Genomic DNA, 25,799 nt, shown 5'->3' with positions numbered 1-25,799 from the left:
CCATGATCTTATCTGCAAGAACAATGGCTACAGCAAGCCATGCGAGAGCAACGGCAATAATTCCTCTAGCTTGGGAGTGCTTCTTCATTTTGGAAAGGTATGCTGAATTTCTAGCCTGTCAAGGCCCCTCGGCTGCATGAGGAGCTATCGCTCTGGAGAATATGCCCTTCGTTAGTAGGTCTAAATCCTGTTGGCAACAACCTGCAGCGGGACCTCGAAGTCGGATCGCAGGAACTGAAGGCTGGGTGAGCGAATGCTGGAGGAGGCGGCTGGCATACAGGCAACGACCCGCATCCGTGGCGTCACCGCGCGCAGGCGACTGAAACCGACAGAACGATCGCTATCGGCTATGTGAAGTCTGCCAAGAGTCGGTCAATGGCTTGCTTCCGCTTGCCGGGTGGGAGCGCGGCGAGCCCTTCGAGGGCTTGAGACAGCTTGGCCTGCTGGGTCTCGCTTTGAACGCCCAGTGCCAAAATCGCGTCGGCCATCGCCGGCGTCGTCGCCAGCAGGTAGGCCGGCGGCACGTCCAGTGCCTGCGCAAGCTCAAACAGTGCTTCCAGGCTCACCGTCATCGACTCGCTTTCATATCGACTGATGCGAGCCGATGCGGTGTCTTTGTCCAGGCCCATCCTGACCCCCACTTCGCGCTGGCTGAAGCCTCGAAGGATCCTGGCTTGGCGCAAGCGCGCGGCCACGATCGCTCGCGGAGTTGTCGGCGTAGTCACAGGCTGAACGGATGCAGTGCAAGCATGCACCGATCATGACGCAAGGCCTACGCCCCGGGTAGACTCTACGTGCCACGTAAGTATGTGGCAAGTCCATCCAAAGGAACGAGGGGCTGTATGAAGAACGGGGCAGTTCTGGCTGGCGCGATCGCGCTGGCCTTATCGACGGGTGCCAGCGCCCAATCCAAGACCCCATCGGGTTTGCTACGGCAGGTTGGAGGGGCCCTTTCTGGAAAGTCCGGATCACAGGCCAAGGTATCCCATCCCCTGTACGCCGAGCCGGCCGGCATCTACTGGGACCTGGACGGGGACACCCTTGAGGGTGCTCAGCACCTGCGCGAAGGGCTGTCCTCCACGGGCGCGCAAGGGATCGACATGTGCGACATGGGCCTGTTGGCCATGGCCCATTCCTCCTATCAGTTGCCATCGGAAAAGCGGCAGTGGTGCTTACGGCAGGCGTGGGTGGCTGCAAAGAGGACGACCGGCAGCCAAGAGGCGGAGCCATCCGCGGCGGCGATCGAGAAGCGTTTCGGGCCTGCTTTCGACGCCCGGCTGGAGCGGTTCAAAGGGATTCGGCGGTATGCCGTACGCCCGAATTTCAAGGCACTGGGTGGGGTCAGTTACAACCCGGATCGGGGCGTCATGGAAGTGTTCGTGCCGATGCCGCAGATCTCGGTTGCTGGCTTGAGTGTCACCGGAAAGAACTTCGTCCCCTGGATCCGCAAGACGCCGACGGGCGTGTCCAGTCCTCCGAACGCGGGGCGCTACCGGTTGCTGATCCGGATGGACCCCGCTGAAGCGGCCAACCTCGCGCGGCAAGGCCGGTCGTTCCAGGACGACCGCGTGGTCTTCTCGGTCAATCGGGTTTGGATCGACGGCACGGAGCCCAAGATGGACGTGACTGTCGAGAAGGTGAGCCTGGGCTATCGGAACGAAACGATCGAAGTGGATGTCACCAGGAACCAAGGAGAAGGTGCATGAAGCGTGGAATGGTGGTCGCCGCGGTAGCAGCCGTTGCCTTGAGCGCATGCGGTAAGGCGGAGCAGGGCCCGTCGGTAGAGCAGGTGGCGAAGGGGTACGAGCAGTATTTCAACGCGAACTTGGTGGCCGAACTGGGGCAGCGCGTGGAAGTGCGTGGCTGGGACAACTTGAGCGCCGACTGTAGTCAGACCGGGCCCGAGCGAACGACGTGCGTGACGGGCGGCACCCTCGATGTGATCGGTTTCGAGGGCGGTCGCCAACTGAAGGAGGCTCCTGCACCTGTGCCGGCCCGGGTAGACCTGGTTTTTGAAAAGCGGGCAGGACAGTGGGTGCTCATCGACGCACAGAAGAAGCCCTGATCGGCCCCCGTAACCCGCCCTCGGTTTCGCTCATTTGGAGGTTCCATGAATGTTCACGTTCGCTCTCACTCGACCGCGTCCACTATGCAGTGGGGCCTGCTCGCACCCGCAACGGTCCTTCTTGGAGGCGCTGGCCTGCTCGCCTTCGTAGGAGGTGCAGAAATTTCTGGAGAGTTGGGGTTTGCCTGGCAGGCTGTGGCGGCGTTCGCTGCCGGTGTCGGCGCGCTGGCGCTCCTCCTGCTGCTTTACGTGCTGAACTGGCGGGCGGCGCGCGTTCGGGCAGCCAAGGCGGTCAATCCCTTCTTGGAACCGAGGCGCGGGGGCTTTTGGAAGGGGGCACTGATGGGGACGCTGGTCGTGGTCGCGATCCAGCTGGCGAGCATCGGTGTGGGAATCTTCTACCCCGGTCTGATTGAATCGGAACGCAATTTCTTTGTTTCCGTCCCGCCGCTGGCGCTGGCCGCCCTCTACACCGTCTTCCCGATTGCGCCACTGGTGGGCGGGTTGATCGGGCGCGCGTGGCGCGCCACCAGTCTGTAGGGCGGGCCACGAACTTCTAAAAACCGTCAAAGGGAGGGGAAATGTCGCCTTTGGGCGGTCCGCAAAAGACGCCGCGACGATGGCCGCCTACGTCCCTCGATGCTCGATCAGCGCCGTCCGGTAGTTCTCGCAGGCGTCCCTGAGGCCCGTTTTGGCCGCAGCGATCAACGCGTCGGTGCCCATGCGGGCGGTGCTCCGACACGGCTGCAGCCGCTGGAAGGTGGCCTGGCGTTACCCGGGGAACCATTGCGCGGGCGTCCGGGCAGCTTCGAACTTGACGCCGTATTGGAGGCCGGCCGGCTGCAGGCGGCCTACCTCAACAAAAGCGTGGGGCGGACCGTTGCCGGGGGACGGATGCTGGTCGCTGTCCTTGTAGAAGCACAGGTAACCATTTCCGAGATCGGGACTCTCTGACGTCCTTTTGCGGCGCTCCACTATTTATCGACCTGCTATGGCTGACCAAGGTCAGCCCAGGGCTCCCTAGGTGGTTCAGGGCTAGACCTGAACAAGCTGAATGAAAAGGCCGCGAGTCTTTCTTGACACCCATCGATCATCGGCATAGCCTACCAACCACTAGGTAGGCATAAGGGCCAATCAGATGGACATCAAACAGTTCGACGGTCGCAAGTTGTTGGTCGTGGGTGGCAGCAGTGGGATCGGCCTGGAGGTCGCCCAAATGGTGGCCGAGCAGGGCGGCGCGGTCGTTGTGGTCGGCAATCGCCCGGAAAAGGCAGAGGTTGCGCGCCAGCAGTTGGCGGCCGTAGCGGGGGAGGGCAAGGCAGCTGCTTTCGCCGCAGATCTCTCGAACCCGGAAAGCGTGCAGACGTTGCTTGCAAAGCTGGCGGCGGAACACAGCGACATTGACCTCCTCGTCAACACGGCAGGCATCTTCTATCCGAAGGCATTCTTGGAGCACTCGATTGAGGACTACAACAACTTCCTCGACCTGAATCGCTCGCTGTTCTTCATCACCCAGCAGGTGGCCGCTTCGCTGGTCGCGCAGAAGAAGCCGGGTTCGATCGTCAACGTCACCGCTGTTGCGGCCCGCCAGGCCATCGAAACGGTGAAGGCGCCCGCCTACTCGATGGCCAAGATGGGGTTGGATGCAATGACCAGGCACGTTGCTGCAGAGCTGGCGGAGCACGGCATCCGCGTGAACGCAGTCAGCCCCGGCATGGTGGAAACCAAGATCTTTGAGCGCTTCATCCCCGGCGAGCAACTCACTGGGGCTTTGGATGCATTCAAGAGCTTCCACCCGCTGGGTCGCAATGGCACACCGCGCGACGTTGCAGAGACCGTCATCTTCCTGCTGTCTGACAAGGCCTCCTGGGTGACCGGCGCGGTCTGGGACGTTGACGGCGGCGTCATGGCTGCTCGCAAGCTCGGCAATTAATCCAACATACAAAGGTGAACGAAATGGAAAAGAAGTGGACCGAAGAGCTGAAGTCGCTCATCAAGCGTGTCAGTGGCTTCAACAAGGCCAATGCCCCTGTGGCCAGCGCCTTCCATAAGCTGGAGCTCGCTACCCGTGAGGGCAACGTGCTGGACGCCAAGACCCATGAGCTGATCTCGCTCGCGGTGGCTGTGACCACCCGTTGCGATGGGTGTATCGCTGCACATGCCGGCGCGGCCAAGAAGGCCGGGGCGACCAAGGAAGAAATCGCCGCTGCCCTGGGCACCGCCATCGCACTCAATGCCGGCGCCGCCTATGTCTACTCCTCGCGCGCTCTTGAGGCGTATGACGAGATTGGTGCGTAAACCGCAGCCCAACGACGGCAATGAGGTTGTCGTTGGGCATTGACTAACTACCATGTGGTAGGTAGAGTTGATCTCATCAAAGTGGAGGTATCGAGATGGCCGTTGGCACACGCGACGCCCTGGTTCACACCGCTGAAAACCTGATGCGAACCCGCGGCTACAGCGCCTTCAGTTACGCGGACCTCGCTGAGGTTGTCGGCATTCGCAAGGCAAGCATCCATCACCATTTCCCGACCAAGGAAGACTTGGGCGGGGCAATCGTGGAGGACTACATTGAACGAGTCCGCACCGAGTTCGATCGTGTTGAGGTTCAGCACAGCGATGTGGTTGCCCGCCTTGAAGCCTTTTTCCAGATCTTTAAATCTGGTGACGACGGCAAGTTGCTCCCTCTATGCGGGGCGCTGGCTGCAGAGATGTCCGCGTTGCCACCGAGCATGCAGCAATTGACTCAGCGGTTCTTTGAGATGCAGCTGACTTGGCTCACCCGAATGCTGGAGCAAGGCATCAAGCTCAAGCAAATCCCCAAAGGCAGTGGCGCCAGGCAGAAAGCATTCCTGCTTCTCAGTGTTCTGGAGGGCTCCAGCTTCATCAACTGGGCCACCAAAGACGCCGACTCGTTGCAGCCAAGTGTCATCAGGCTGATCGTCGAAAACGCCTGACCTTATCGCGGTGCTGCCTTCAAGCACTGAGGGCTCGCACGGCATTTTTTACAGATGCTTAGCCTACCGACTGAATGGTAGTTCGCATCTGCTCGGATTAATGGAGAGCGTCATGAAAACGGTCAAGGTGGACATCTGGTCGGACTACGTCTGCCCGTGGTGCTGGATTGCGAAGAAACGCTTTGAAAAGGCGGTTGTCTCGCTCGCAGGGCAGGTCCAGGTTGAGGTGACTCACAAGGCCTATCGCCTTGCGCGAGGGGGCAAGCCCATGGACTACAAGACCGCGTTGTATCAGAAGCTGGGCGGGCCGGCGGGCGCAGATCGGATGATGGCGGCCGTCAGCACGAATGGCATCCTGGAAGGCTTGGTCTACAACTTCGACACCATGCGTTTCGGTGATACGACGGTTGCGCATGCGCTGGTCAAGAGTATCCGCTCCCCGGTGGTGTCCCAGCTGCTGAGCGAGCGCATCTACAAAGCAGCGACCACCGATGGCATCGACATCTTTGACCAGGACGTCCTGGCATCGCTTGCCAAAGAGGTCGGCGTGACGGACACCTTGTTCGAGTTCGACTCTGAGCGCATCGCCGCTGAGATCGGACGCGATGAAATGGATGCAAACCAGATCGCCAATGGCGTTCCGTTGTTCTTGTTCAACAACAAGGTGTTTGTCTCCGGTGCTCGAGAAGTGGATGTGTTCGAACGCGCCATCCTTGAAGCAGCCCGTGAGATGCCAGCGCCAATGAGTGTCGCCGGCGAAGGCGAAAGCTGCGGCATCGACGGCTGCCATTGAGCCTTCCGGACACGCAACGAGATATCGATAAATCTAAGGAAGTGGCTCGATGCCCTTCCGATGCACTTCAACGCGCCAAGGGCGCATTCTTGAAAGGACCATTCAAATGACCACCAACCTCAACGGCATTGACGTCTCTGCTCTTCAGGCTGTCGCACAAGAAGTCGCCGCAACCACTGAGCCTGCAAAGCGTAGTGCCCGTTTCAACGTGAAGACGAAGTGGGAGAACCAGACCCGCAGCGTTGCGACCGTGAGCCGGTATTCGATCCGCGGTGAAGAGTACAAGCGCCACTTCGAGATTGCCGCGGATGAACCGCTGGAGTTCCTGGGTCAGAACACGGCGCCGAATCCGCAGGAACTGCTCATGGCCGCCCTCAATGCGTGCTTGTCGGTGGGCTATGCGGTCAATGCTGCTGCCATGGGCATCACGATCCACAGCTTGGAAATCGAAACCGATGGCGAGCTCGATCTGCGCGGCGTGCTGGGCCTGGATGAGAGCGTCAATCCTGGCTACGACGAGGTGAGCTACGTGGTTCGGCTGCACACAGATGGATCGCGCGAGCAAGTGGAAGAGCTGCACAGAACCGTTACTAAAACCTCGGTGAACTACGCCAACTTCTCCAAGGCAATCCGCATGGTTCCGAAGCTCGAAGTCGTCGAGGGCTGAGCCTTCCTCCATTTACAGCACCTGTAGCAGCAGCCCCTTCGCACTGCGTATTCAATAAAGAGAGACCATCATGAGCAAGCTGTTCACTACCTACGACCTTTCCGGCTTGCCGCTGGCAAACCGCGTCGTCATGGCCCCGATGACCCGCACCCGCACGCCGGAGAACATCCCGAGCGAACTGACGGCGCTCTACTACGGCCAACGCGCCTCGGCCGGTCTGATCATCACCGAGGGCCTTCCGGTCTCCGATGAGGGTCGTGGATACCTGTATACCCCCGGCCTCTACACCGATGAGCAGACCGAAGGCTGGCGTAAAGTCACCGATGCGGTGCATGCCAATGGCGGCAAGATCTTTGCCCAGCTCTGGCACGTCGGTAGGCTGTCGCACGTCTCGCTGCAGCCGGGCAACGTCGCGCCGGTGTCGTCGGGCGACGTGCCGGCGACCACCACGATGGTCTACGCATGGGTCGAGCCTGGCAAGGAAGGCCCGGTGCTTCCGAGCAAGCCGCGTGCACTGACCACCGATGAGGTCAAGCGTGTCATTCAGGACTTCGCCTCGTCTGCGCGTCGTGCGATGGATGCGGGCTTCGATGGCGTCGAACTGATGGCCGCCAACGCGTTCCTGTTCGACCAGTTCCTGAGCAGCAAGCTCAATACCCGCACCGACCAGTATGGTGGGTCGATCGAGAACCGTCAGCGTCTGCTGCTGGAAACCATCGACGCGGTCGCGGCTGAAATTGGCGGCGAGAAGGTGGGCGTTCGCGTGTCCCCGTTTGGTCGCATCTACGATATGGAGGCCTTCGAAGGCGAGGCTGAAGCGTGGGCAAGCATGGCCTCGGCTCTGAACGAGCGGACCCTGGCGTTCGTGCATCTGAACTACCAGACCACGATCTCGGCAGCGGGCACGCCGGCTGGCTTCGGCGCCGCGTTCCGAAAGGCATATCAGGGCACGCTGATCGGTGCAGGTGGGTTCACCCAGGAGCTGGCCGAGGCGGAACTGGCCAAGGGCGAGCTCGACCTGATTGCGTTCGGCACCAACTTCATCTCCAACCCCGACCTGGTGGAGCGGATGAAGAACGGCTGGCCGCTGGCAAAGCCTGATCCGTCCACCTTCTATGGCGTGATCGGAGCCAAGGGTTACACGGACTATCCGACCTACGATGGCGCTAGCGCCGCCGCAGAAGTCGTCTGATCAACTACCCCGCTAATGCGGGCTACAGATGAGGTGTGACATGGCAACCCGTAGCACGACAACCTTCGACTTCGAGTCCGACGTCATTGAAAGCAAGACGCCGGTGCTGGTGGACTTCTGGGCCCCTTGGTGCCCGCCTTGCCGAGCCATCGCCCCTTCCTTGGAAGAGATATCCGATGAGCTTGAAGGCAAGCTCCACGTGGTCAAGGTCGATATCGATCAGAACCCGGAGTTGGCTCAGCGATTTGGGGTGCGGTCCATCCCTACCTTGAAAGTGTTCGTGGATGGCAAGGTCGCCAAGGAGATCGTCGGCGCGATGCCTAAGCAGGCTTTGCACGAGCAGATCGCTCCGTTCGTAAAGGGCGAGTAAGCCACAACCAAGCGGGCGTCCTCTATGGGGCGCCCGCGTAGCAAAGAAGGTGAAGCGATGAACACGTCCGTGCCTTCATGGGTTGGGAAGGTGGAAGAAGTGAACGCCATGGGATTCAACCGCATTGCGCGCTCTACAGCCGATCCTCTTCTGCTCTACATAGGGGCACCATGGTGTCCTCCCTGCAAGACGATGGAGCCTGCTTTCGCTACCGCCGCCGAGGCAATGGGCACAAAGGCCCGATTCCTCAAGGTGAATGCAGCGACGGATCCGCAGCTGTTGGACTCGTTGAAGGTCGCTGCTGTGCCGATGCTCCTGATGTATGACGAGCAAGGTCAAGAAGTAGGCAGGCTCCTGGGCTCGTTGTCCGCACCGCGTATCGCGCAGTGGGCTCAGAAGCGACTCGATAGCGCACGCCAATAGTCGACAACCGAATGCTCCGAAATGTTCGAATCGGCCGTCCACAAGTTGAGGTCGATTCATTCTCCGCTGATCGTGCTGCAGGCAACTGCAATGCACTGGCGAAAAGAGGTCTCAGATGACTCGTATCAAGGTTGATGTCGCCATCATTGGCGCCGGCAGTGCCGGAATGACAGCCTACCGCGCGGCCAAAGCGCATACCGACAGCATCGTGGTGATTGAAGGTGGCGTCTACGGAACCACCTGTGCGAGGGTTGGCTGCATGCCGAGCAAGCTGCTCATCAGTGCCGCAGATGCTGCTCATATGCTGGCGTTGGCGCCGAGCTTTGGCGTCATGCCTGGAGCAATCAAGGTCGACGGACGGGAAGTAATGGCTCGGGTGCGCCGCGAGCGTGATCGCTTCGTCGGCTTCGTTGTGGAGTCGGTAGAAGCGTGGCCGGAGGAGCACCGCCTGCGCGGCAAGGCGACGTTCCTCTCCCCTCATGAGCTTTTAGTCGGGTCATCCACCATCGTCGAAGCTGATCGCATCGTTGTAGCGACAGGGTCCAGCCCCTTCGTTCCGGAGGGATGGCGTGAGACGCTGGGCGACCGGCTTCTTGTGAACGATGACGTTTTTGAGTGGACTGATCTGCCCAGCTCAGTGGCCGTTGTTGGCAGCGGGGTCATCGGCCTTGAGTTGGCACAGGCCCTGCATCGCCTTGGAGTGACGGTTCGCCTTTACGGTCGCAGCCGGCTCATCGGACCGCTGAGCGACCCAGTGGTTGCGGCGGAGGCCACGCGCATCTTCTCTGAAGAAGTTCCTGTGAGCCTGGGCGCAAAGGTCACACCCTCGCGCACGGAGGATGGCCGCGTATTAGTGGTTTCCGAGGATTCTGAGGGTGTTCGCAGCACTGAGACATTCGACTTCTTGATTGCTGCGACAGGTCGTAAGCCCAACATGCTCGGAATCGGCTTGGACAAAGCCGGTATTGGTTTGGACAGCTACGGACTGCCCATGGTCGACCGCGCTACCGGTCAGAGCACCTGCCCGCACATCTTCGTTGCCGGGGATGCCAATGGGATGGCCGATATCCTTCATGAGGCCGCAGACGACGGCCGCATCGCAGGTGACAACGCGGGCCGCTATCCAAACGTGCGCCCCCGTCCACGCAGGGCACCACTGGGGATCGTGTTCTCCAACCCCCAGATCGCGATGGCGGGCGCCACCTTCCGGCAGTTGAGCGAGAGTGGCGCGGCCTTTGAGGTTGGAGAGGCATCGTTTGCTGATCAGGGGCGCAGCCGGGTCATGCTGGAGAACCACGGGGTAATCCGTGTCTACGCCGACAGCGCCACAGGAACCTTCTTGGGTGCAGAGATGGTTGGCCCATCGGCCGAACACATTGGCCACCTGCTTTCGTGGAGCGTTCAGCGGCGAGATACCGTCCAGCAGATGATCGACAGTCCGTTCTATCACCCGGTTGTCGAGGAAGGTGTTCGGACGGCTTTGCGTCAAATACAGCGCAAGCTGGTCATCCCACCGCCACCGCCGGAAGCCTGTTTGGATTGCTTGCCAGGCTCTTGAGTAGAGAGGTGCGGTCGACCCGGGGGCCAGCAGAATCCTGATGGCTCTCTCCGGCATTGGGATCTGCTCCCTGGCTAGCTCAGGGCCAGCCGCTTCGGGGCAGGGCGCCGATATCCTCCTGTCCTCAAAACCGTAGGCGATGTTCACTATGCACTTGCCACGTTGTCCAGATCGGCTGCCGCCCCGCAGACTTCGTCGGGGCTAGCTGCATGGTTCAACCGCCTTGTCGCATCCAGGCGAACATGTGCGGCACGTAATCGGCTTTTCCCAGCGGCACACCGTTGTGGCGCAGGATGCTGTAAGCGGTGATCAGGTGAAAGTAGAACTGCGGCGTGGCCCAGTTTGCGGCGTATTCGCCTCCGTTCATGTCGAAGGCAAGGCCGTCAGCCAGCTCGATTGCCACTTCACGCGAGGCGCTGGCATCGATGACCGCTGCGTCGACTGCGGCCAAGTGGTCCAGTGTCTGATCGATCAGCGCACGCGCCTGATCCATGTCGTGGGGTGCATGAAGTGACGGCAACGGCTCTCCACTGAGTCGGCAGCCCGCTTCGCGTGCCTGGGTGCAGGCGAACTGTATCTGCTTGGACAGCGGGTGCATGTCCGGCGCCAAGCGCGCTGAGAGCAGGTTGCGCGGGTCATAGCCGATGGCCAGCGCATGTGCGTCGGCCTTGTCCAGCTGGCCTTTGAGCGCGCGAAGCATCTGCGCAAAACCGCAGATGGTCATTTGATAGATGGTCATGGTGCTTCCTAGTGCTTAAGACAGGGCTTTGTTGTGAATGGCGCGGGCGTTGGCCTGCTATCGACCATTATTCACTGGAAGCTGCCTACCGAGGGATCGCAGAGAACTGTCCATCGTGGAACAGAGACGAAACGCCTGCTTGAGTGGCCCATAGGTCTGGCACGGCAACGGAGCTCAACACCGTATGGAACCATACGCAGGTTCCGAGCCGCTCTGCATTGGCTGCAAGGCCTGCGCGCCACGCAAGGGGTAGACATGGGGATGACGTTTAGGACAACAAGCCGCGGATGTCAGGCTTGGGATTCAGAAAATTGCAAAGGACTGGGGTTAGAACTACTGTTCTCAAGCAGTCTCCGGAGACGTAGAGATGCCAGTCAGTGCGGTTGGCGCAAAGGCGCTCGAGTTGGCGCAACACGAGTGCTCAGCTATCGCTGCAGCGCTGTGCCCGGGCGACGGCGTCCATGAATCCGTGCATGGCGCGCGCAAAGGCATCCGGCGGCTGCGGGCTTTGCTGCGGCTTTTCGATGCCTCCGATCTGGATCTGGCTACAGAGGACCAACGCCTCCGCAGGATTGGAAAGGGCCTCTCGGCCTTACGAGACAGCCATGTTGTGATCGAATCGGCGCGAGGGATGGAAAAAAAGTATCCAGACTTGCCATGGGGAACGATTCTGCGAAGGCTGGATGCCCGACGTGAGCACGTGCTGGCAGCGGAGCTCGACAAGGACCCAAGCTTTGCCCGCCGTCGGAAGGCAGTTCAGAAGGTGGCTGAGCTACTGAGCACGCAGCCTTGGCCCGAGGTGAAGAGCGATGCGATCTGGGCTGGCTATAAGCGCAGTGAGCGACGTGTGGTGAAGGTGCGAAAGAAAGCGGCTGGCTCGGACGACGTCGAAGTCCTCCACCGTTGGCGAAGGGCGGTGCGCAGGCTGCGTATGCAAATAGAAGCCATGCAGGCCCTCGGCGTGGATGTTTCATCTAAGAAGGCGGTTGGGAAGGCCAAAGTGCTTCACCAGCTCAGTGACCGCCTCGGGCGGCGCCAGGACCTGCGGATGCTCCGCAATTTGGTTAGGGTAATGACTGGCATCGAGCACCGAAAGCTGCTCATCGCGGCCATTGAGGAAGAGTTGGCCCGTGCGGTGCCTAACTGAGTTCGTGAACTCAACATCAGGCTCAAGAGTCAGTCCTTTGGCGTCTAGAGAGGGCCCTAAAGAACCGGAGCGCCCGGCCGATACCCGGTTTTGGAATGCACTAATTACTGCGGGAGCGGAGCGCTCACATCCGAGTCTGGAGATTCCAAGGACAGGATATGGCCGTTCTGCGGATCGCTGGCCGCCAAGAGGCAGCCGCCCAGGACGTGTTCGCTTTCCATGGTTCCATATTGCCAGCCGAGTTCGGTGCTTAGGAAAAGGCAAAATAGGGGTTGGAGCTGCCCTTCCTCAAGGTTCTCTAGCCGGCTAGAGAGCCCTTCATGATTGAATATTTCTAGCCAATACACAAATAAACCGCCGCAGTTGAGGTTGTTCTTGATACGGCGAAAGGAAAGGAAGTCAAGTGGCTGACTACAGGAAAACTCTGACGTTTGAGGTCATCGGCGGCGAGCGGGGCATCTTCTTGCAATGCAATAAATCCGAGGCCGTATCCCAAGTGTTTCGTTTGCTTCCAAAAGGAGCAGCCCAGGCTGTCTTGGGTGAGGTGAAGGTGTGGCACCCTCGAAAAGGCGATGAGAAGGCCAAGCCCAAGAATATTCATTTCGTCATTAAGGACGAGGGTGTGTATGAGGTCACCAATCAGCCGAAGTTGGCAGGCTTCTACCTGTTTACAACGGCATCGGGCGGTCGCATGACCTATCTGGCGATCAGCTCGGCGGAGAGGACTGCGCTCCTGGCGGCCCCGGCTGGGGCAAATCTGGAATCGATGCTCACTGCCTTGAGAAAACCGTAGCTTGCTTGGATATAGCGTTTCCGTAGCAGGAAGCCATCTGGGGTGGCGCCACGTCGAAGCTTCACGCGGAAGAACGGCTCAATGCCAGTGTGTTCCCAGCGGTAGCTGAGGGGGGGGCAACCTGGTTCGATTGAGTGGCTGGGTCCGAGCTTTAGGCTGTCATTGATCCCAAGGCGCCTGCTGCCAGCGCCTCAGTAGGAAGTCGCTGAAGGCAGTCAGTCGGCGGGGCACAGGCTCTCGCCGCGCCCGCACGACGCTGATCTTCGAGGGGATGGCCTCCCAGTCCGGCAAAACGCGCACCAAGCGACCGTCGCGGAGTTCCTCGTGGATGTCCCAGGTTTCGCGTAGCGAGACGCCCAGTCCGGCAAGGCACCAAGCGTGTAGGACGTCGCCGCTGTCGCTACAGAGCGTGCCGCTGACCGTGACAGACTTCTCCCGCCGGCCCTTACGCAGCGGCCAGGTGTCTTGCAACAGCCCCGGATAGGCGAACACCAAGCAGTTGTGCCGCTCCAGATCTTCCGGCTGAGCGGGCTGTCCATTCACTTTTAGGTAGGCGGGAGACGCCGCAAGAATCCGCCGATTGTCGGCCACGCGCCTCGCCACCAGGCGTGAGTCGGCCAGTTCGCCCTTGCGGATCGCCAAGTCCAGATCGCCGCTATACAGGTCCTGCACCTGATCGGACAGGCGCAGGTCGAAGCCGACTCGGGGATGTAGACGACAAAAATCGTGGATCGCTGGGGCCACGAACTTGCGCCCGAACGGCATGGGGGCCGTCAGGCGGATGATGCCGCTTAGTTCTTGGTTGCCGCCGGTCGCCAGTTCCTGCACTTCCTCCAGCACCGCTAGGGCCACGCGGGCAGCCGATCACGGGGCAGCTCTCGTCGCCTGGTGAGCCCTTGCAGGATTGGCCGCCCTCAATGGCAACGCCGGCCCTGTTTGAGGCGGGCCGGCGCCAGGCGCAGTGGCTCAACGAAAGGGCGGGCAGGCGAGTGGCCGGAGGACGGTTGTTGCTAGGTTTTCTGCAACAGGGTCAAGCCGTGGTGAAAGACCTCGGCGTTATTTAAAAACTGGACCTTCTTCCCTTGGCTGGAGAAGCCAAGCTTCCGTAGGTAGGACGGACCAGACCACTCGAGCACGCGGGGAGCCAGATGGTCCGCATGGGCGGGAAGTCGTGTCCCGCCAGATTGGAACAGGCGTGGTCAGGTCTCAGTGATTTCTGAGTACAGTCGATCGACCTCTGAGCGTTCCTCGTCGGTGTAAGAGTGGCCTAGATAGAGTCCTGAATAGTCCATGGCAAGTGCGATGAATCGGTGTGCAACTTGCGCGGCGGCCGGTTTAGACAAGTCAAGGAAGGCACAAAACGCATGTCCGGTTTGGGCCGCTAGCTTGCCTAGCTCTTTCAAAAGTGCGCGCAGCGCCGTCGGGTCGAGAAATGGGCCGTTGTGCGCGTCCATCCCCATTGGCCGAAGCATCGCAAACCCTTCGACCGAGGGGTGTCCAGCTAGGCTGGAAAACGTGGCATAGATCTGTTCCCGTCGACTGCGTGCGACTCCCATGTCCGCGTCCAAGCGCTTCCTAACCGCTGCGGGAGCGAAGAGTGCCTTCTTCGTCTTGCGGTCAGCCGTACGCCACATGGCAATGTGGGTAGGGTCGATGTGGAAGGCGTTGATCAAGTAGGTGGTTTCAACAACGTCTCGGAGAAGGAGCGCAGCCGCTTGGTAGTAGCCCGAGGCCGTCAACTTCCATGACCCAGCAAAGTGATTGAAACAGCGTATCGCGAGGTGGCTCACGGTACGCTCGTCATCATTGGCTTGGTGGTGCTGGCGGAGCACGTCCAGAACGTCCATGGCCCGCTCTACCAAGGCCAAGTGATCTGAAAGATCTCGATGGGATGCGATCAGAGCAACGGAGCGCTCATGAAGTTCCTCTTCGCCTTGATGAAGCAGTTTCATGTTGCGCGGGATGTCGAACATCCTGGTTCCTTCAGCAAGCAGAGAGTGATTCGTTTCGCCGAGCCATTCTTTTCATTTCCGAGCACAACAAGCCGGTTCTCGATTGCTAGAGTCGACACAACTCTATGGAAGAGGCCGTCGTCCTTCCGATCCAGTCCTCCTGCGCAGGCAGCAAGTGGGGCGGCACTCTCGAGGTGGCCCTTTCGTTGTGGATCATTGCGGACAAATGAACAGCGGGAAAGTGCGGCGCGGTGCTGGAGATCAGGGCTGCCTCCTGAAGGTCAAGCGCTCAAACTGCTGAAACGGGATCGTATGCCGAATTGAGAAAGCTGTCCGCAGGCACGCCCACCCTTCCGCCGGCTTGGCCGGCTTTGCTCAGCGAAGGTCGGTGGGCATGGTCTGAATGGAGCGCCTGTCCGGTGGAGCGGCTTAGATGCAACTGCTGCGGTCCAATCGCATAGACCACTTCACCAGCCACAGGTGCTTGGCTGATGCCGCTTAGCGAACGAAAGGCGCCCTGCAGGAGATGCTGGTTAATTGCGACAACGTAGCTCTCGCCCGGCAACACGATGCCTTTGGCCAAATAGCCGGCGCTCTTCGCTGGATCTCCCACGAGTTTCTGGTGCTTTTCCTTCAGCGCGCTGGTGTAGCGCAGTGCGATCGCTTCGTGGGGATAGGTCCACACGCCTTCTTGGTGGGACACGTTCAGCCAGTGAGGGTCGATCCCCTTGGGCTCGGGAGTAACCAGCTCGATCCACACCGAATGACCGTTCTTCGCTGCGTTGAAGTCCGGTCCAGCAGGGGCGCTGGTCAACGAGAAGCCATCATCCCAAAGGTGCTTTGCCAAGAGCATCTCCGCGAGCCTTTGGTGGTGTTCCGCGTGAGAACCCCGAGCCAGAAGTCTGGAGAAATGAGGGTCGGCCAACCCCATCTGATGAAACTGGTCAAACAGTGTTGACAACGTCTGAAGCACCTCCAAGCGTCGCCGCAGCGGAGGCTTGGTCCACCGTTGGCACACCCTATCGAGGAACTCCACCTTGAGCACGCCTGCGAGTGGGCGCATGTCCTGTCCTGAAATGTTGGGTGGAACTGATCGGTGCCTTCGCTCGAGTGTATCCGCCGTTCATGGCAACCGGTCTCAGACCTTCCCATGCGCCCGCGTGCGTGCCGATAAAGGTCCTGGCCGTTGATTCGCCTTCGATCTTCGACCTGCACTTTGGACTACTTGATCAAGAACTCGCTGGGCTCTTTCCCCTTCTGGACCAGTGCAGCAAGCCACCTTGGTTGGCGGCCACGTCCGGACCACGTTTCGCTGAGGTTGGCCGGATTGCGGTACTTAGGGGCGACCTTGCTGCCGGCGGACTTCCTGGGCCTGCGGCCGGAGGGCCTCTTGGGGGTCTCGGAAGAAACCGTTGAAACCGCTCCGTAAAGCTCCTCAATCGTGTAACCGTGGTCCTTGACGTATTGGTTGATCTTGGCTCGCATGGCGGCAGCCTTGGGCCGGGTCAGCACCTTGGTTTGCTGCTTTTCTGCCTGAGCGATCAGGGCTTTGAGTTCTTTGGCCGACAGGCCGCTGACATCGATCGTCATCTGTGTGGTCCAAGTGTCGAGGGCTTTAGCGTAATTCCAAATGGAATTCGATGCGAATGCTCCCTTGACCAGCCCAGGTCCCTCTTCGTGAGTTGGTTGGACCTGGGCAACAGCTGCTGGTATCACGGATGGAACTTGGTCGGGTCCCGCAACTGTTCCGCAAACTGCCCGCGCTCGTAGCGCGGCAGTTCCACGTTAGGCTGATACAACTCCAGGGCGCTGATCTGCTTGCTCCGGGTTACCTGCGGTTTCTTGTGGAGATAGTGCTTGCGCAACACCTGGACCCTATCCCGTGGATCGGTGCTATGGCCGGTAACAAGCGCAATCTCCTTCTTTGGAACGTCGTTGACATCCAATTCGGTTGCTAGGGTGTGGCGGAAGGCATGGAACCCGATACCTTTGGCGAACCCAAGGCGCTTCAAGTAGCGGCCGAAATCCACCACGAACTGCTGACTGTAACGCGCGTTGGTTTCCCCAGTCTTGCGGTTCACTCCAGCGGAGAGGAGGGGGAACAGCCGTGGGTGGCCAGTGGCCTTCATGTCTTCGACGAACTCGAGGAAGCCGGCGTCCAGCAAGCGCTTTGCGATGGGGACGATGCGCATGCACCCGGCTCCCTTCATGCTTTGCCGGCTCCGCCGTTGGCGCTTCGGATCCGCGGCTAGGTCTTCATCGATGGTCTTTTGGAAGGCGACGCACCAGACGCCGCGCTCCTGGAGGATGTCGGTTAGCTTCAGCTGGCACACCTCGTTGACGCGAGCACCCGTGTAGAGGCCAATCATCGGTGCCCACCAGTGCTGCGGCTTTCTCGCCCAAGGGATGAAGGTGGCCGGGTCGAAGATGGCCTGCAGGTCTCCGTCCTCGAACAGGCGGATGGCCTTGTCGGGATCGATGGCGTGATCTTCTTTTGGTTTGCGGAAGGCCTTCATGGGCGAGGACGCGATGGCTTGCCCGTTGACCAGGTGGTTGAAGAAGGCGACCAAGAAGCGCCGATGGCGCTCTTCGGTGGCCGGAGCCAAGGGCGGGACGTCCTGCTCTTTGCCCAAGGTGATCGCGTCATCGAAGCTGAGGCGTTTCAGCAAGGGATCCGACAACAGGTTTTTCGGAGCCCAGCGCAGCAGCTGCCACAACGCTTGGATGTGTTTGTAATCTACGCGGCAGGCCGAAATGTTGCCGCAGGTCAGCAGGAGAAGCTTCAGGGTGCGCTCGGTGGCGAGCACGGTCTTGGGATCCAGCTGCCGGCGGCGCATGTCCGCGAGGTGATCATCGATCTCTTTGGCCAAGGGACGCGCCGGTGTCCCCATGGGCAGTTGCTGGGGATACCGGGTGCCGCTCTTCAGGGTGTTCTTGCGGCCGGTCTCGTCCAAGGCAGCCAAGATGCATTCCTGGAGATTAATCGCCGCCTCGCGACCTTGGATGGTGGCTCGGTCAATGCGGAAGCGACCGATGTGGATGCCTTCCAAATGAAGGGTGCCGAAGGGCGATGCGATGTAGTCGGTGAGTGCTGAGGAGGGTAGAGCGGTCATTGGTTCACTTCCATCTGGGGGATGGAAGTACGGATAAAACAGGCGGCGATTTCGTCAACCGGCCTGATACAAAAACTTGCATGCCGGGTAACCGCCCTAGGCGTTGCGTTTCTGACGAGCTTGCTTCTCGGAAACGACTGAATCCGTTATCAGTGCGAAACCCTATAAAACAAGGGGTTTTCTAGAAATTTATTTCGATTTATCGCAGTCAATTCCGTTTGCGATTCGGTCCTTAAATGCCACGGGTGTCTCACTCTTCTGGAGGCCGGTCGCTTTTTGGCCTCCCGGAGCCGCGGGATTGAAGGTGTTGAGGGCTAGATCCGCACGCCAAGCGCGTCCAGGGTGGGAGTCGTCATCGTTCCGGTGGCCCGGATGCCGTGGGCCAATTGGAACATCCGCAGCGCCGATTGGGTCTCAGGAGTGAGGACCCCGTCGATGGCACCTGGATCGTAGCCCTTGGAATAGAGCGCTGCCTGGACACGCATGATCAGCAGCTTGAGCGCATCGGCGTCCCGTCCCTCCGTGACCGGCTTGTCGTAGGTGCCGGGCTCCAAGGTCAGGTTGTTTGCAGGCCGGGAGTTTGCTCGAGCGGCCGGCTCCAAATTCTGGGTCGGGTAGCTATTCAAATGGCTGGCGCCACTCCCGGTAGTTCGGGGAGCTACGGGCGCCGCCGGTGCCGCTGGCGCGGTGTAGCGGGTGGGCGGTGGGGTATAGGTCGCCGGTGGTGGGGTGTAGGAGCGATACGAGCTTCCCGACCCGGACGAATGGGAGCGATGGGAACTGTGTGATCGATGGGAGCTGTGGCTGCGGTGCCCTGCATACAGGTTGTGCCGGCCTGCATTCAACGAGGTGCTCAGGACGGTCGCGTATTTCCCGTCCATCTCTGAGAGCCTGGAAAGGTCGGACTGGCCCTTGGGCGGCTCCGTGCCCAAGGTGCCCAAGGTGGCGGCGCCGACGATCATCAGTGCGTTGGGCATGATCAGGTTTCCAAGACGGGAGAGATGGACCGGCTGGTCCAAGCCGGCGTGACCCAAGAGAAGAAGCCGCCACACTGCTGCCGAACCGAGCAGCCGCTACAGGCGGGCAGGTAGTCGTTCTTCCAAGGCGAAATGCTCTGCACGGCGTAGGGCCAAAGCGATCGGTCCAACGCGCACAAGGGCAGGTTGTAGAGTGAGACCGGAATTCCGCCCTCGGCCAGCAGCCCCACCGCTTCGGACAGGACGTCACCGTAGTCCGCTGGATCGGCCCAAAGCTCACGCTGATGGGCTTTGGCAAACCCGATGGGCTCGATGCCCATCAGTGCAACGTGTTCGACGAAGGGCAGGTTGCGCCAGATGTAGCGGGCCAGCTGTACCAGCCGCTCGACAGTGGGCTTGACCAACACGACCCGTATCTCCACCCGCTGCTGGGCGGCTTCCAATGCGTAAAGCCCACGAAGGGTCTGAGCGAACGCACCCTCGCTTTGCACCACGTAGTCGTGCAGAGCATAGCGGTCCCCGTAGAGCGGAATGCCCCAGCTCAGGTTGGGATGGAGGCCCGCAAATTTCGCGTGCAGGCCGGGCTCACGCAGTCGGCCGTTGGACAGGATGTGCAGGTGGGTGTTGGGCAGCACGTGCGCGCATTTGGTCACCACGCCGACCAACCCGTCACCCAGCAGGGTCGGTTCCCCGCCGCTGATCGCCAGCGAAGGTTCCTCCGGATCGATGAGCTCGATCAGGTCCAAGAGGTGCCTCACCCGCCAATCGTCTTGAACGTCTCGGGGCGGCTGAGAGCACATCAGGCAGTAGCTGTTGCAGCGCTCGGTCGCGAACAGGACATTGCCGGTGTCTCCGCGCCGATAGCGGATCGCCACTTTCTTCTGCAGGGGGTTGAGCTCCACCACATCCCCAGGCTTGCAAACACCCGGCGGACCTTCCAGGCGAACGAGAGGAACCTCACCGGGGGAACGCAACCCGATTGAAGGCAAGACAGCGCCCCAAGGCAGGTTTAGCAGGTCACGGCTGAAGTGGTCCGCTGGGACGTCCCGCAGGTCCAGCGCCAGACGCTCCAAGGGAAGCGCTGATTGGGCAAACTCTGCCAGGGACACGACCTTGAGCAGGCTGGCCTTCGCCGACGGCGCCAGCTCCGCTCTGGTTTCAAGCGGCAGCATGGACGGCGGCCTCCACCGATGGCTTCGGATTGGCCCAGGAGCGCATCAACCCTTGGATGTTCCGGTCAGCCTTCTCGTAGCGCTCCAGCAGGAAATCAAAGAGCCCCATGTTCCGCTGGCAGAAGTCGCTGCTGGGCCGATGGCCGATCGGATCCCCTTGGCGGGCGTAGTGCTCGATCGGATCGGCGCCGCACATCGGCACAAACGCGCAGTCGGAGCACGTGGGTAGGGCCTCGGCGACCCCGGCGTCCAGCAAGCGGGCCATGGCGGGCGAGGACAGCCATTGGCTGACCGGTTGGCTGACGTGGCCCAAGGCAAAGGCATCGTCCCCCATGGCGGCAAGCATGCGTGCCTCGTCCGACGGATAGACCCGCCCGTCGTGGTCGTAGATGACGGCGCCCAACCCGGCTCCGGAGGGCGATCGGAGATCGACGTAACCGTGCCCGAACGAAGTGAATAGCTGGGAGAGAAGGAGAGACGCGTAGGACTCTTCCATGGCGTAGCCGGCCAGGTTCATCGACAGCAAGTGGTCGAAGGCGCGCCGGTAGAAGGCGAGGAAGTCTTCCGTGGGGTAGCCGGTGCGCCGGGCCGTCTTGGTGGCGAACCCGTAGGGGCTCAAGGGACGTAGAGAGATGCTGTGGAACCCGAGCTTCTGGTACTCATCGATGATGGCCTCAGGAACCTCGAGGCTTTGGCGGGTCAGCGTCGTCAGCGCCGAGACGGCATCCTCTCCCAGCCAACGGCGTCCGCGTTCAATCCCTTCCACGGTCCGCCGGTAGCTGTCGCGACCGGGCCGGGGGCGGTTGGCGTTGTGGAGCCATTCGGGACCGTCCAGCGAGGTGGAGAGCTTGAAGCGGTGCTCGGCCAGAAACGCCAGCTGGTCGTCGGTCAGGTCATGCAGGGTGGAAGCAAGCACGAAGCGCAGGGTGCGTCGGGCGCTCCGATTGCGCTCGACGATCCGCCGAGTGATGGCCTTCACTTGCCCAAAATTGAGCAGGGGCTCCCCCCCTTGGAACTCGATCGTCAGCTCTCGGCTCGGCCATTCGAACAACCGTTCGACCGCCTGTTCAGCATGCGCACCTTCCATGTCAAAGGAAGTGGCGTTCGTTTCTTGCCGCGACACTTGGCAGTAGTTGCAGGTGTGGTGGCAACGCAGCGACACCACGAAGATGTGGAGAGCGGGGCCACCCATCAGGTAGGACTTTCGGCTGCGAATTTGACTAAGCAGGGGCGCCAAGCTGCTTCGGTCGGTCCCGCCGATGACCAGGTGCCGGGCTTCCAAATCTGCAAAGAGGGCTGAGTTGGTCGGCAATTGGTGGGTCACCAGGCGCTGAACGTCCTCCATCTTCATCATGAGCCAGTCGCCGGCCATCGACGAGACGAAAGCCCGATCGTGATCCCACGGCAAGCGCCGGAACCGCAGAGGCAACAGTTGGTAGTCCGGTGGAGCGGCGAAAGCCTCAGCGGGCCTAAACCTCGACATGGGGCATCACCGGCTGTGCCTGGTTCAGCGCTGCGCGAAGCAGCTCCTGCTGCAGCCCGCTCGTCTCTGCTCGGACAGCCGCCCGCAGGCGTTCGTCCAGCAAGTCTCGGGAAAACCGGGTCCAGAGGTTCTCTGGCAGGTCGGAGCCGTCCAGAGACCAAAAGCCAACGGTGAGGCTGGCGCCTTGGCTGCGCACCTCCACACCAAGCTCGCCGGTATGGCGATGCACGGCCCGAGCCACGACGTCGTCTGAATACAGTGCGCGATCGATAATGAATTGCGAGCGTTCCATTGCTCATCCCCCCTTGGATGGGGAAACTTTGCTCCTGAAGGGCGGCTCTTGCAAGTTTCCCCACTTGCACATGCGCCTACCAGAATCCAGGTCTTCCGGCCCCTTCGAGTCCCAGCTGGCTAAGTGGGAGACGTTCCGCCCGCAATCCCGCAGGACTTTCCAGGTGAACGAGAGGAGCGTCACTAAGTGAGCGCAATCGGCGGTCCGGAACTGCGGGTCTGGCACTGGAGAGATGCACCTTGCCAGCCACGGGCAGTGATCCACCGATGAGACATAAGAACATGTATTTGCCGTTTGTTTATGCTCTGCCGACGCCGACTGCGCAGCGAAGGCAACATGTGCGATTGACCTTTGAGCTGCCACCGTTGAAGCATCCGCAGCTCCGTAAGATCGGACCCGGGCGTAGCAATGAGAGCTTCTGCTGCGACCAATGGGGCCGACTCGTCTCAGCCGCATATCGAACGCCGTGCGATCTTGCAGTTGTCCTAAGTTGACTGGAGGGACAGCGGGGCTCGATTGCGTTCCCGCCCCGCACCTGTGCAACGGCATGTGTAGAGGACCAATGCGCTGCGTTCGATTGCTAAGTCGTTTAGATCTGCCGTGGGGTCGTGGCGGCCCGTGAAAGCTGAACTGCCTCACCTATGAGGCTGGGAAGTTTCCGTGAACACAAAGGAACAAAGGACTGATCTATGGAAAACGCACATCGTTTGGCAAAGATTGCACTCGTTCTGACCATGTCGGCCATTGGGGCCACCGCAACTCAAGCGTACGCTCAGGCTGACCGCAGCAGGGAAATCGCAACGACCGGCTGGGCAACCCAAAACGGCGGAACGCGCGGTGGCTCGAATGCTGCCGCTACCGCTGTTTTCAACGTCAACTCTGCTGCCACCCTCAAGAACGCGTTGAAGGCTTCGGTCGGCAACGGTGGTCGCATCATCCGGGTGACCGGCGTGATCGATATGAGTGAGGGCAAAGCCTACACCACGACAGCTGACATGAAGGTCCGGGGCAGGGTTGAGATTCCGGAAAAAACCACGCTAATCGGCGTGGGGAGCACAGCGCAGATCCGAGAGGGATACCTGGTTGTGAAGCAGAATGATGTGATCATTCGCAACGTCACGATCGAGAATCCATGGGACCCACAGCCAATCTGGGACCGCAACGATGGCAAAGATGGCAACTGGAATTCGGAGCTGGACGGACTGACCGTTGATGGCGCCAGCAATGTGTGGATCGATCATGTGACTTTCACTGACGGTCGCCGCACGGATGATCAGAACGGCTCTGCCAACGGTAGGCCAAAGCAACACCATGACGGCGCCATGGATGTTAAGAACGGTGCCAACTTTGTCACTGTTTCTTACTCCGTATTCCGCTCACATGAGAAGAACAATCTCATTGGCTCCAGCGACGGTGCTGGTAGCAAAGACAGCGGCAAGTTGAAAGTTACCATCCACAACACGCTCTTTGAGAACATCAGCGCCAGAGCCCCGCGTGTGCGTTTCGGCCAAGTCCATCTTTACAACAACTACCACACCGGGAGCACCACTCACCCGGTGTATCCATTCTCCCACGCACACGGGGTTGGCAAAGACTCAAAGATCTTCTCAGAGGCAAATGTCTTCCAGATCAGCGGCGTTAGCAGCTGCGATAAGATCGCCGCAGATTACGGCGGCAGCGTTTACCGAGATGACGGTTCAGTGCTGAACGGTGCCTCTCTGGTCTGCAGCTGGAATCGCAACATCGGCTGGAAGCCGCCGTATTCCTACATCCCGCTCAATGCGAGTCAAGTCCAGGCTGATGTTCTTGCTAAGGCGGGAGCCGGAAAACTCTGACAACGCTCGTGGATCCGGGGCCGCTTGATGCGGCCTCGTGTCCTTTCCTAGTGCAGGACGCAGAAAAACGGACTGAAACCGGGTGCGAATTCAGCCTTCGGCGCAATCTCACTGTCGGCCCGGTCATGTGGGTGTATGGGCGTCAATCCCCCATCCCTCGATCAGCTCCGCCTTGAGTCCGACGCCCTTAAACTCATCCCAGGACATGGGGCTTGGAACGCTAACGCGATAGGTCACGATCCGGGTGGATGGATTGGATCGCTGATCGTTTGCACGGAGATCAATGAGCATGTGGGAGTGGCGTCAGCGAGGCGTGTGGGGCACCGAGAGAATGAGGACGGAGCTGCGAACGCGGTTCTTGCGCTACGCACGAACCTACAGGAGCCAGAGTGGTCTCATGCACTTTGAAAGCGCCAATGAGGCGTCCCCTAACCTCTACGTATACTTCGCGGGGCGGCACGCCGGCTACGTCCACGAATGGCAGCAGAGAGGTAGCACCGTCATGGTCGGGCACTTTGCTGTGGCGAAGGATCTGGAGGGGAAGGGATTTGGCGAGCCGCTGCTAAGGGGCTTCGCTGAGTCAGTTCAGCGCGAACTCGGGGTTACCCGGATCGTTTTTCGTGTTCGCAAGTTCTCGTCAGCATATGGACAGCTGTTCCTACGGGTGGGGGCAGCTGCTACCGGACGCACGGTCGATGGCATCCCGGAGTGGGAATGGTGCTTGCCTACGCACTAGGTGTCGCAGCTGTTGAGACATGGCTGGGGCATCGTAGCCGCCCCGTTCGGAAGTGACGTCATGGCCTTCAGTGCTGAAAACTTGAATCTGCTGGAAAAGGTTCGCGATTTTCGCGTATGCCTTGCGTTGTTGGCGTTTGCGGCGCTCTTGGATGTGTTCTTGGTGGCGGTCTCGGGATCCAACCTGTGGACCTTTAAATGGAACGATGTCACCTCGCGCCCGGGTGTGTGGCTGCTGTTGGTGCTTGCTTACAGCGTGATCATGACCCTGGGTGCCGCCGCTATCGCAACGTTGGTAATGGTCGTGCTGGGACCGATTGTGCGCAAGATTCAGAGCTGGCTTGACGTCTCAGTTGTGCAGGAGAACCCCGACCCCCAGCGCTATGTCCATCAATGGGAAGCCGAGAAGGCCTTGGCTCATATGGACGAGTCGGTTCGCCCAAAGACAGTGGAGAAGCAGCTCGCGGAGCGCGCGGCTGAGGTAGGGCGCTGGCACGCCTTGGTGGGAGCGAGTTGGGTTGGCGTGGCATTGGTGGCGCTGGACTGGAACATCGCCGGCTCGGGCATCGCAGCCCTTGCCCAATGGCATCCATGGGCGCCTTGGCTTGTATTGGCGGTCCCCGCATGGGCGTGCGCTTACCACATGTGCGTTGGTGTCCCGGGCCACGACTTCATCGATTGGCCTGAGCATGCGAAAGGCCTAGCTCGCAACCAGTCCGGTGCTTTCGTTCCTATGCCGTCCGCGTGAGTCGCGATCTGGGTCCGTTCCCTCGTGACCGGAGAGGGATCCTTTTCTCCTGCCCTTGGATAAACGACACAAACCAGGTTGAGCCTGAAGTCGTTGGTGGTCTGTGTGCGTTGCCATTCATTGAAGGCAGCACCCGGCCAGTCGTGGATGGGTTGGCTGATCTGGTCGTGAGGTGCCAAATGAACCTTGGCCTTGGACGTGTCGAGCGAAGGCCCGTGTGGCCTGATGGGGGCTTACAGAAGCGCGCGCAATCCCTGGCGGCAGTCTGGACCACCACCTTCCCACCCCCAGCCGCTTCTGAACCAAGGCCCGGAACGCTTCGGGAGAGGGGGCTTGCCCCTGGCGCTTGTGGCGACCTTGGTTGCACCTGGCATGTGCGGCCACCACGTTCCCGATTACATCCCGGCCCCCATCTTGCCGAGCCACGAGGTGCTCAGCGGTACACTGAAATGCCCGGGACCTGCTGGGCTTTATGCCGAGCTCTGAAGGAGACGCGAGCCACATCGGCAGGCCGCAGTAATAGCAGTGGCCGGACTGGGCATGGAAGGCAGACGTGCGAAGGGATTTGAGGCGCTTGGTCGTCATGGATGGCTCCGGAATCGAAAGGATTCCCGCGCCCCCATTGGGTGGACCTCGGGCACCCGGAGCCTACTGGCATGCGGGCACAACACCGACGCTTCTGCGACCGGCGTCTATTTTATAGCCGAGGGTGATCGCCGAAACAACTACTAGCTGAGCATCTCGGCATTTGAAGGCTGTGCTGCTGATGCGCCCGAGTCTAAGAACAG

General features: G+C 60.4%; 28 protein-coding genes. 16 read left to right on the top strand and 12 right to left on the bottom strand.

Annotated elements, in window-relative coordinates:
• Positions 1 to 347: 347 nt before the first annotated feature.
• Positions 348 to 695: a helix-turn-helix domain-containing protein gene (locus ARC23_RS04720; RefSeq protein ID WP_074726288.1), complete on the bottom strand. Its 348-nt coding sequence runs from the start codon at positions 693 to 695 to the stop codon at positions 348 to 350.
• Between the two features lie 147 nt (positions 696 to 842).
• Here ARC23_RS04720 and ARC23_RS04715 point away from each other — a divergent pair, with 147 nt between their 5' ends.
• From ARC23_RS04715 to ARC23_RS04655, 12 genes are all read left to right on the top strand, one after another.
• Positions 843 to 1,706: a hypothetical protein gene (locus tag ARC23_RS04715; RefSeq protein ID WP_057496163.1), complete on the top strand. Its 864-nt coding sequence runs from the start codon at positions 843 to 845 to the stop codon at positions 1,704 to 1,706.
• Positions 1,703 to 2,065 (top strand): hypothetical protein, encoded by a 363-nt coding sequence (locus ARC23_RS04710; protein WP_049450030.1) that lies wholly within the window; start codon positions 1,703 to 1,705, stop codon positions 2,063 to 2,065. Before ARC23_RS04715 ends, ARC23_RS04710 begins: the two co-directional genes overlap by 4 nt.
• A 45-nt stretch (positions 2,066 to 2,110) precedes the next feature.
• Positions 2,111 to 2,605, top strand: a complete 495-nt coding sequence (locus tag ARC23_RS04705) for an ABC transporter permease (RefSeq protein ID WP_238985193.1) — start codon at positions 2,111 to 2,113, stop codon at positions 2,603 to 2,605.
• A gap of 598 nt (positions 2,606 to 3,203) precedes the next feature.
• Positions 3,204 to 3,998, top strand: coding sequence for an SDR family NAD(P)-dependent oxidoreductase (locus ARC23_RS04695; protein ID WP_057496161.1), 795 nt, complete (start codon positions 3,204 to 3,206; stop codon positions 3,996 to 3,998).
• 23 nt (positions 3,999 to 4,021) lie between these two features.
• Positions 4,022 to 4,363: a carboxymuconolactone decarboxylase family protein gene (locus ARC23_RS04690; protein ID WP_057496160.1), complete on the top strand. Its 342-nt coding sequence runs from the start codon at positions 4,022 to 4,024 to the stop codon at positions 4,361 to 4,363.
• Between the two features lie 95 nt (positions 4,364 to 4,458).
• Positions 4,459 to 5,022 (top strand): TetR/AcrR family transcriptional regulator, encoded by a 564-nt coding sequence (locus tag ARC23_RS04685; RefSeq protein WP_057496159.1) that lies wholly within the window; start codon positions 4,459 to 4,461, stop codon positions 5,020 to 5,022.
• A gap of 112 nt (positions 5,023 to 5,134) precedes the next feature.
• Entirely contained in the window at positions 5,135 to 5,815 is a 681-nt protein-coding gene (locus ARC23_RS04680) for a DsbA family oxidoreductase (RefSeq protein WP_057496158.1), read from the top strand.
• Between the two features lie 106 nt (positions 5,816 to 5,921).
• Positions 5,922 to 6,482, top strand: a complete 561-nt coding sequence (locus ARC23_RS04675) for an OsmC family protein (RefSeq protein ID WP_019338234.1) — start codon at positions 5,922 to 5,924, stop codon at positions 6,480 to 6,482.
• Positions 6,483 to 6,552: 70 nt separating this feature from the next.
• Positions 6,553 to 7,674 carry an alkene reductase gene (locus tag ARC23_RS04670; protein ID WP_057496157.1) on the top strand — a complete coding sequence of 374 codons (1,122 nt, stop codon included), beginning with the start codon at positions 6,553 to 6,555 and terminating at the stop codon, positions 7,672 to 7,674.
• A gap of 40 nt (positions 7,675 to 7,714) precedes the next feature.
• Positions 7,715 to 8,044, top strand: coding sequence for a thioredoxin (gene trxA / locus ARC23_RS04665; protein ID WP_019338236.1), 330 nt, complete (start codon positions 7,715 to 7,717; stop codon positions 8,042 to 8,044).
• A gap of 57 nt (positions 8,045 to 8,101) precedes the next feature.
• Positions 8,102 to 8,467, top strand: a complete 366-nt coding sequence (locus ARC23_RS20330; protein WP_080356154.1) for a thioredoxin family protein — start codon at positions 8,102 to 8,104, stop codon at positions 8,465 to 8,467.
• Positions 8,468 to 8,582: 115 nt separating this feature from the next.
• Complete coding sequence (locus tag ARC23_RS04655; RefSeq protein ID WP_057496156.1) at positions 8,583 to 10,025, top strand: dihydrolipoyl dehydrogenase; 1,443 nt, start codon at positions 8,583 to 8,585, stop codon at positions 10,023 to 10,025.
• 214 nt (positions 10,026 to 10,239) lie between these two features.
• Here the strand turns inward: ARC23_RS04655 and ARC23_RS04650 are convergent, their stop codons facing one another.
• Complete coding sequence (locus ARC23_RS04650) at positions 10,240 to 10,764, bottom strand: DUF1993 domain-containing protein (RefSeq protein WP_019338239.1); 525 nt, start codon at positions 10,762 to 10,764, stop codon at positions 10,240 to 10,242.
• 367 nt (positions 10,765 to 11,131) lie between these two features.
• Here ARC23_RS04650 and ARC23_RS04645 point away from each other — a divergent pair, with 367 nt between their 5' ends.
• Positions 11,132 to 11,911 carry a CHAD domain-containing protein gene (locus ARC23_RS04645; RefSeq protein WP_019338240.1) on the top strand — a complete coding sequence of 260 codons (780 nt, stop codon included), beginning with the start codon at positions 11,132 to 11,134 and terminating at the stop codon, positions 11,909 to 11,911.
• Between the two features lie 403 nt (positions 11,912 to 12,314).
• On the top strand, positions 12,315 to 12,704 hold the full coding sequence (locus ARC23_RS21175; RefSeq protein ID WP_238985192.1) for a hypothetical protein: 390 nt from the start codon (positions 12,315 to 12,317) through the stop codon (positions 12,702 to 12,704).
• A 159-nt stretch (positions 12,705 to 12,863) separates the two neighbouring features.
• Here the strand turns inward: ARC23_RS21175 and ARC23_RS04630 are convergent, their stop codons facing one another.
• The 9 genes from ARC23_RS04630 to ARC23_RS04590 form a co-directional block, all read right to left on the bottom strand.
• Entirely contained in the window at positions 12,864 to 13,556 is a 693-nt protein-coding gene (locus ARC23_RS04630; protein WP_057496155.1) for a substrate binding domain-containing protein, read from the bottom strand.
• Between the two features lie 347 nt (positions 13,557 to 13,903).
• Positions 13,904 to 14,677, bottom strand: coding sequence for a hypothetical protein (locus ARC23_RS04625; RefSeq protein ID WP_057496154.1), 774 nt, complete (start codon positions 14,675 to 14,677; stop codon positions 13,904 to 13,906).
• A 268-nt stretch (positions 14,678 to 14,945) separates the two neighbouring features.
• The gene (locus tag ARC23_RS04620; protein ID WP_057496153.1) at positions 14,946 to 15,719 is read right to left on the bottom strand and encodes a hypothetical protein; all 774 of its coding nucleotides are present in this window, start codon (positions 15,717 to 15,719) and stop codon (positions 14,946 to 14,948) included.
• Between the two features lie 158 nt (positions 15,720 to 15,877).
• Positions 15,878 to 16,246 (bottom strand): H-NS histone family protein, encoded by a 369-nt coding sequence (locus ARC23_RS04615; RefSeq protein WP_057496152.1) that lies wholly within the window; start codon positions 16,244 to 16,246, stop codon positions 15,878 to 15,880.
• 122 nt (positions 16,247 to 16,368) lie between these two features.
• Positions 16,369 to 17,769 (bottom strand): site-specific integrase, encoded by a 1,401-nt coding sequence (locus ARC23_RS04610; protein WP_057496151.1) that lies wholly within the window; start codon positions 17,767 to 17,769, stop codon positions 16,369 to 16,371.
• A gap of 314 nt (positions 17,770 to 18,083) precedes the next feature.
• The gene (hxsA, locus tag ARC23_RS20325; RefSeq protein WP_080393021.1) at positions 18,084 to 18,746 is read right to left on the bottom strand and encodes a His-Xaa-Ser repeat protein HxsA; all 663 of its coding nucleotides are present in this window, start codon (positions 18,744 to 18,746) and stop codon (positions 18,084 to 18,086) included.
• Between the two features lie 2 nt (positions 18,747 to 18,748).
• The gene (gene hxsC / locus ARC23_RS04600) at positions 18,749 to 19,918 is read right to left on the bottom strand and encodes a His-Xaa-Ser system radical SAM maturase HxsC (protein ID WP_057496150.1); all 1,170 of its coding nucleotides are present in this window, start codon (positions 19,916 to 19,918) and stop codon (positions 18,749 to 18,751) included.
• A complete protein-coding gene (hxsB, locus tag ARC23_RS04595) occupies positions 19,905 to 21,401 on the bottom strand; it encodes a His-Xaa-Ser system radical SAM maturase HxsB (RefSeq protein ID WP_057496149.1) in 1,497 nt (498 codons plus the stop codon). The genes hxsC and hxsB overlap by 14 nt, the downstream gene beginning before the upstream one ends.
• Complete coding sequence (locus tag ARC23_RS04590) at positions 21,388 to 21,693, bottom strand: hypothetical protein (protein ID WP_019338245.1); 306 nt, start codon at positions 21,691 to 21,693, stop codon at positions 21,388 to 21,390. The genes hxsB and ARC23_RS04590 overlap by 14 nt, the downstream gene beginning before the upstream one ends.
• Before the next feature lie 734 nt (positions 21,694 to 22,427).
• Between ARC23_RS04590 and ARC23_RS04585 the strand changes: the two genes are divergently transcribed.
• Together ARC23_RS04585 and ARC23_RS04575 are read left to right on the top strand one after the other, a co-directional pair.
• A complete protein-coding gene (locus ARC23_RS04585; protein ID WP_050815688.1) occupies positions 22,428 to 23,528 on the top strand; it encodes a pectate lyase family protein in 1,101 nt (366 codons plus the stop codon).
• Positions 23,529 to 24,324: 796 nt separating this feature from the next.
• Positions 24,325 to 25,011, top strand: a complete 687-nt coding sequence (locus ARC23_RS04575) for a hypothetical protein (RefSeq protein WP_152985203.1) — start codon at positions 24,325 to 24,327, stop codon at positions 25,009 to 25,011.
• A 117-nt stretch (positions 25,012 to 25,128) separates the two neighbouring features.
• Here ARC23_RS04575 and ARC23_RS20320 read toward each other — a convergent pair whose 3' ends face one another.
• The gene (locus tag ARC23_RS20320) at positions 25,129 to 25,515 is read right to left on the bottom strand and encodes an HNH endonuclease (protein ID WP_238985198.1); all 387 of its coding nucleotides are present in this window, start codon (positions 25,513 to 25,515) and stop codon (positions 25,129 to 25,131) included.
• Positions 25,516 to 25,799 lie beyond the last annotated feature (284 nt).

It is taken from the genome of Stenotrophomonas beteli (genome assembly GCF_001431665.1).
Taxonomy (GTDB): Bacteria; Pseudomonadota; Gammaproteobacteria; order Xanthomonadales; family Xanthomonadaceae; genus Stenotrophomonas; species Stenotrophomonas beteli.
The sequence above is the reverse complement of the archived record's forward strand: the minus strand, read 5'-3'. Positions and strand labels throughout refer to the sequence as shown.

What these genes read in the sequence shown, in the direction of transcription:
- ARC23_RS04715 (WP_057496163.1), top strand. Translation starts at nt 843, where the DNA reads ATGAAGAACGGGGCAGTTCTGGCTGGCGCGATCGCGCTGGCCTTATCG.
- ARC23_RS04710 (WP_049450030.1), top strand. Translation starts at nt 1,703, where the DNA reads ATGAAGCGTGGAATGGTGGTCGCCGCGGTAGCAGCCGTTGCCTTGAGC.
- ARC23_RS04705 (WP_238985193.1), top strand. Translation starts at nt 2,111, where the DNA reads ATGAATGTTCACGTTCGCTCTCACTCGACCGCGTCCACTATGCAGTGG.
- ARC23_RS04695 (WP_057496161.1), top strand. Translation starts at nt 3,204, where the DNA reads ATGGACATCAAACAGTTCGACGGTCGCAAGTTGTTGGTCGTGGGTGGC.
- ARC23_RS04690 (WP_057496160.1), top strand. Translation starts at nt 4,022, where the DNA reads ATGGAAAAGAAGTGGACCGAAGAGCTGAAGTCGCTCATCAAGCGTGTC.
- ARC23_RS04685 (WP_057496159.1), top strand. Translation starts at nt 4,459, where the DNA reads ATGGCCGTTGGCACACGCGACGCCCTGGTTCACACCGCTGAAAACCTG.
- ARC23_RS04680 (WP_057496158.1), top strand. Translation starts at nt 5,135, where the DNA reads ATGAAAACGGTCAAGGTGGACATCTGGTCGGACTACGTCTGCCCGTGG.
- ARC23_RS04675 (WP_019338234.1), top strand. Translation starts at nt 5,922, where the DNA reads ATGACCACCAACCTCAACGGCATTGACGTCTCTGCTCTTCAGGCTGTC.
- ARC23_RS04670 (WP_057496157.1), top strand. Translation starts at nt 6,553, where the DNA reads ATGAGCAAGCTGTTCACTACCTACGACCTTTCCGGCTTGCCGCTGGCA.
- trxA (WP_019338236.1), top strand. Translation starts at nt 7,715, where the DNA reads ATGGCAACCCGTAGCACGACAACCTTCGACTTCGAGTCCGACGTCATT.
- ARC23_RS20330 (WP_080356154.1), top strand. Translation starts at nt 8,102, where the DNA reads ATGAACACGTCCGTGCCTTCATGGGTTGGGAAGGTGGAAGAAGTGAAC.
- ARC23_RS04655 (WP_057496156.1), top strand. Translation starts at nt 8,583, where the DNA reads ATGACTCGTATCAAGGTTGATGTCGCCATCATTGGCGCCGGCAGTGCC.
- ARC23_RS04650 (WP_019338239.1), bottom strand. Translation starts at nt 10,764, where the DNA reads ATGACCATCTATCAAATGACCATCTGCGGTTTTGCGCAGATGCTTCGC.
- ARC23_RS04645 (WP_019338240.1), top strand. Translation starts at nt 11,132, where the DNA reads ATGCCAGTCAGTGCGGTTGGCGCAAAGGCGCTCGAGTTGGCGCAACAC.
- ARC23_RS04625 (WP_057496154.1), bottom strand. Translation starts at nt 14,677, where the DNA reads ATGTTCGACATCCCGCGCAACATGAAACTGCTTCATCAAGGCGAAGAG.
- ARC23_RS04620 (WP_057496153.1), bottom strand. Translation starts at nt 15,719, where the DNA reads ATGCGCCCACTCGCAGGCGTGCTCAAGGTGGAGTTCCTCGATAGGGTG.
- ARC23_RS04615 (WP_057496152.1), bottom strand. Translation starts at nt 16,246, where the DNA reads ATGACGATCGATGTCAGCGGCCTGTCGGCCAAAGAACTCAAAGCCCTG.
- ARC23_RS04610 (WP_057496151.1), bottom strand. Translation starts at nt 17,769, where the DNA reads ATGACCGCTCTACCCTCCTCAGCACTCACCGACTACATCGCATCGCCC.
- hxsA (WP_080393021.1), bottom strand. Translation starts at nt 18,746, where the DNA reads ATGCCCAACGCACTGATGATCGTCGGCGCCGCCACCTTGGGCACCTTG.
- hxsC (WP_057496150.1), bottom strand. Translation starts at nt 19,918, where the DNA reads ATGCTGCCGCTTGAAACCAGAGCGGAGCTGGCGCCGTCGGCGAAGGCC.
- hxsB (WP_057496149.1), bottom strand. Translation starts at nt 21,401, where the DNA reads ATGTCGAGGTTTAGGCCCGCTGAGGCTTTCGCCGCTCCACCGGACTAC.
- ARC23_RS04590 (WP_019338245.1), bottom strand. Translation starts at nt 21,693, where the DNA reads ATGGAACGCTCGCAATTCATTATCGATCGCGCACTGTATTCAGACGAC.
- ARC23_RS04585 (WP_050815688.1), top strand. Translation starts at nt 22,428, where the DNA reads ATGTCGGCCATTGGGGCCACCGCAACTCAAGCGTACGCTCAGGCTGAC.
- ARC23_RS04575 (WP_152985203.1), top strand. Translation starts at nt 24,325, where the DNA reads ATGGCCTTCAGTGCTGAAAACTTGAATCTGCTGGAAAAGGTTCGCGAT.
- ARC23_RS20320 (WP_238985198.1), bottom strand. Translation starts at nt 25,515, where the DNA reads ATGTGGCTCGCGTCTCCTTCAGAGCTCGGCATAAAGCCCAGCAGGTCC.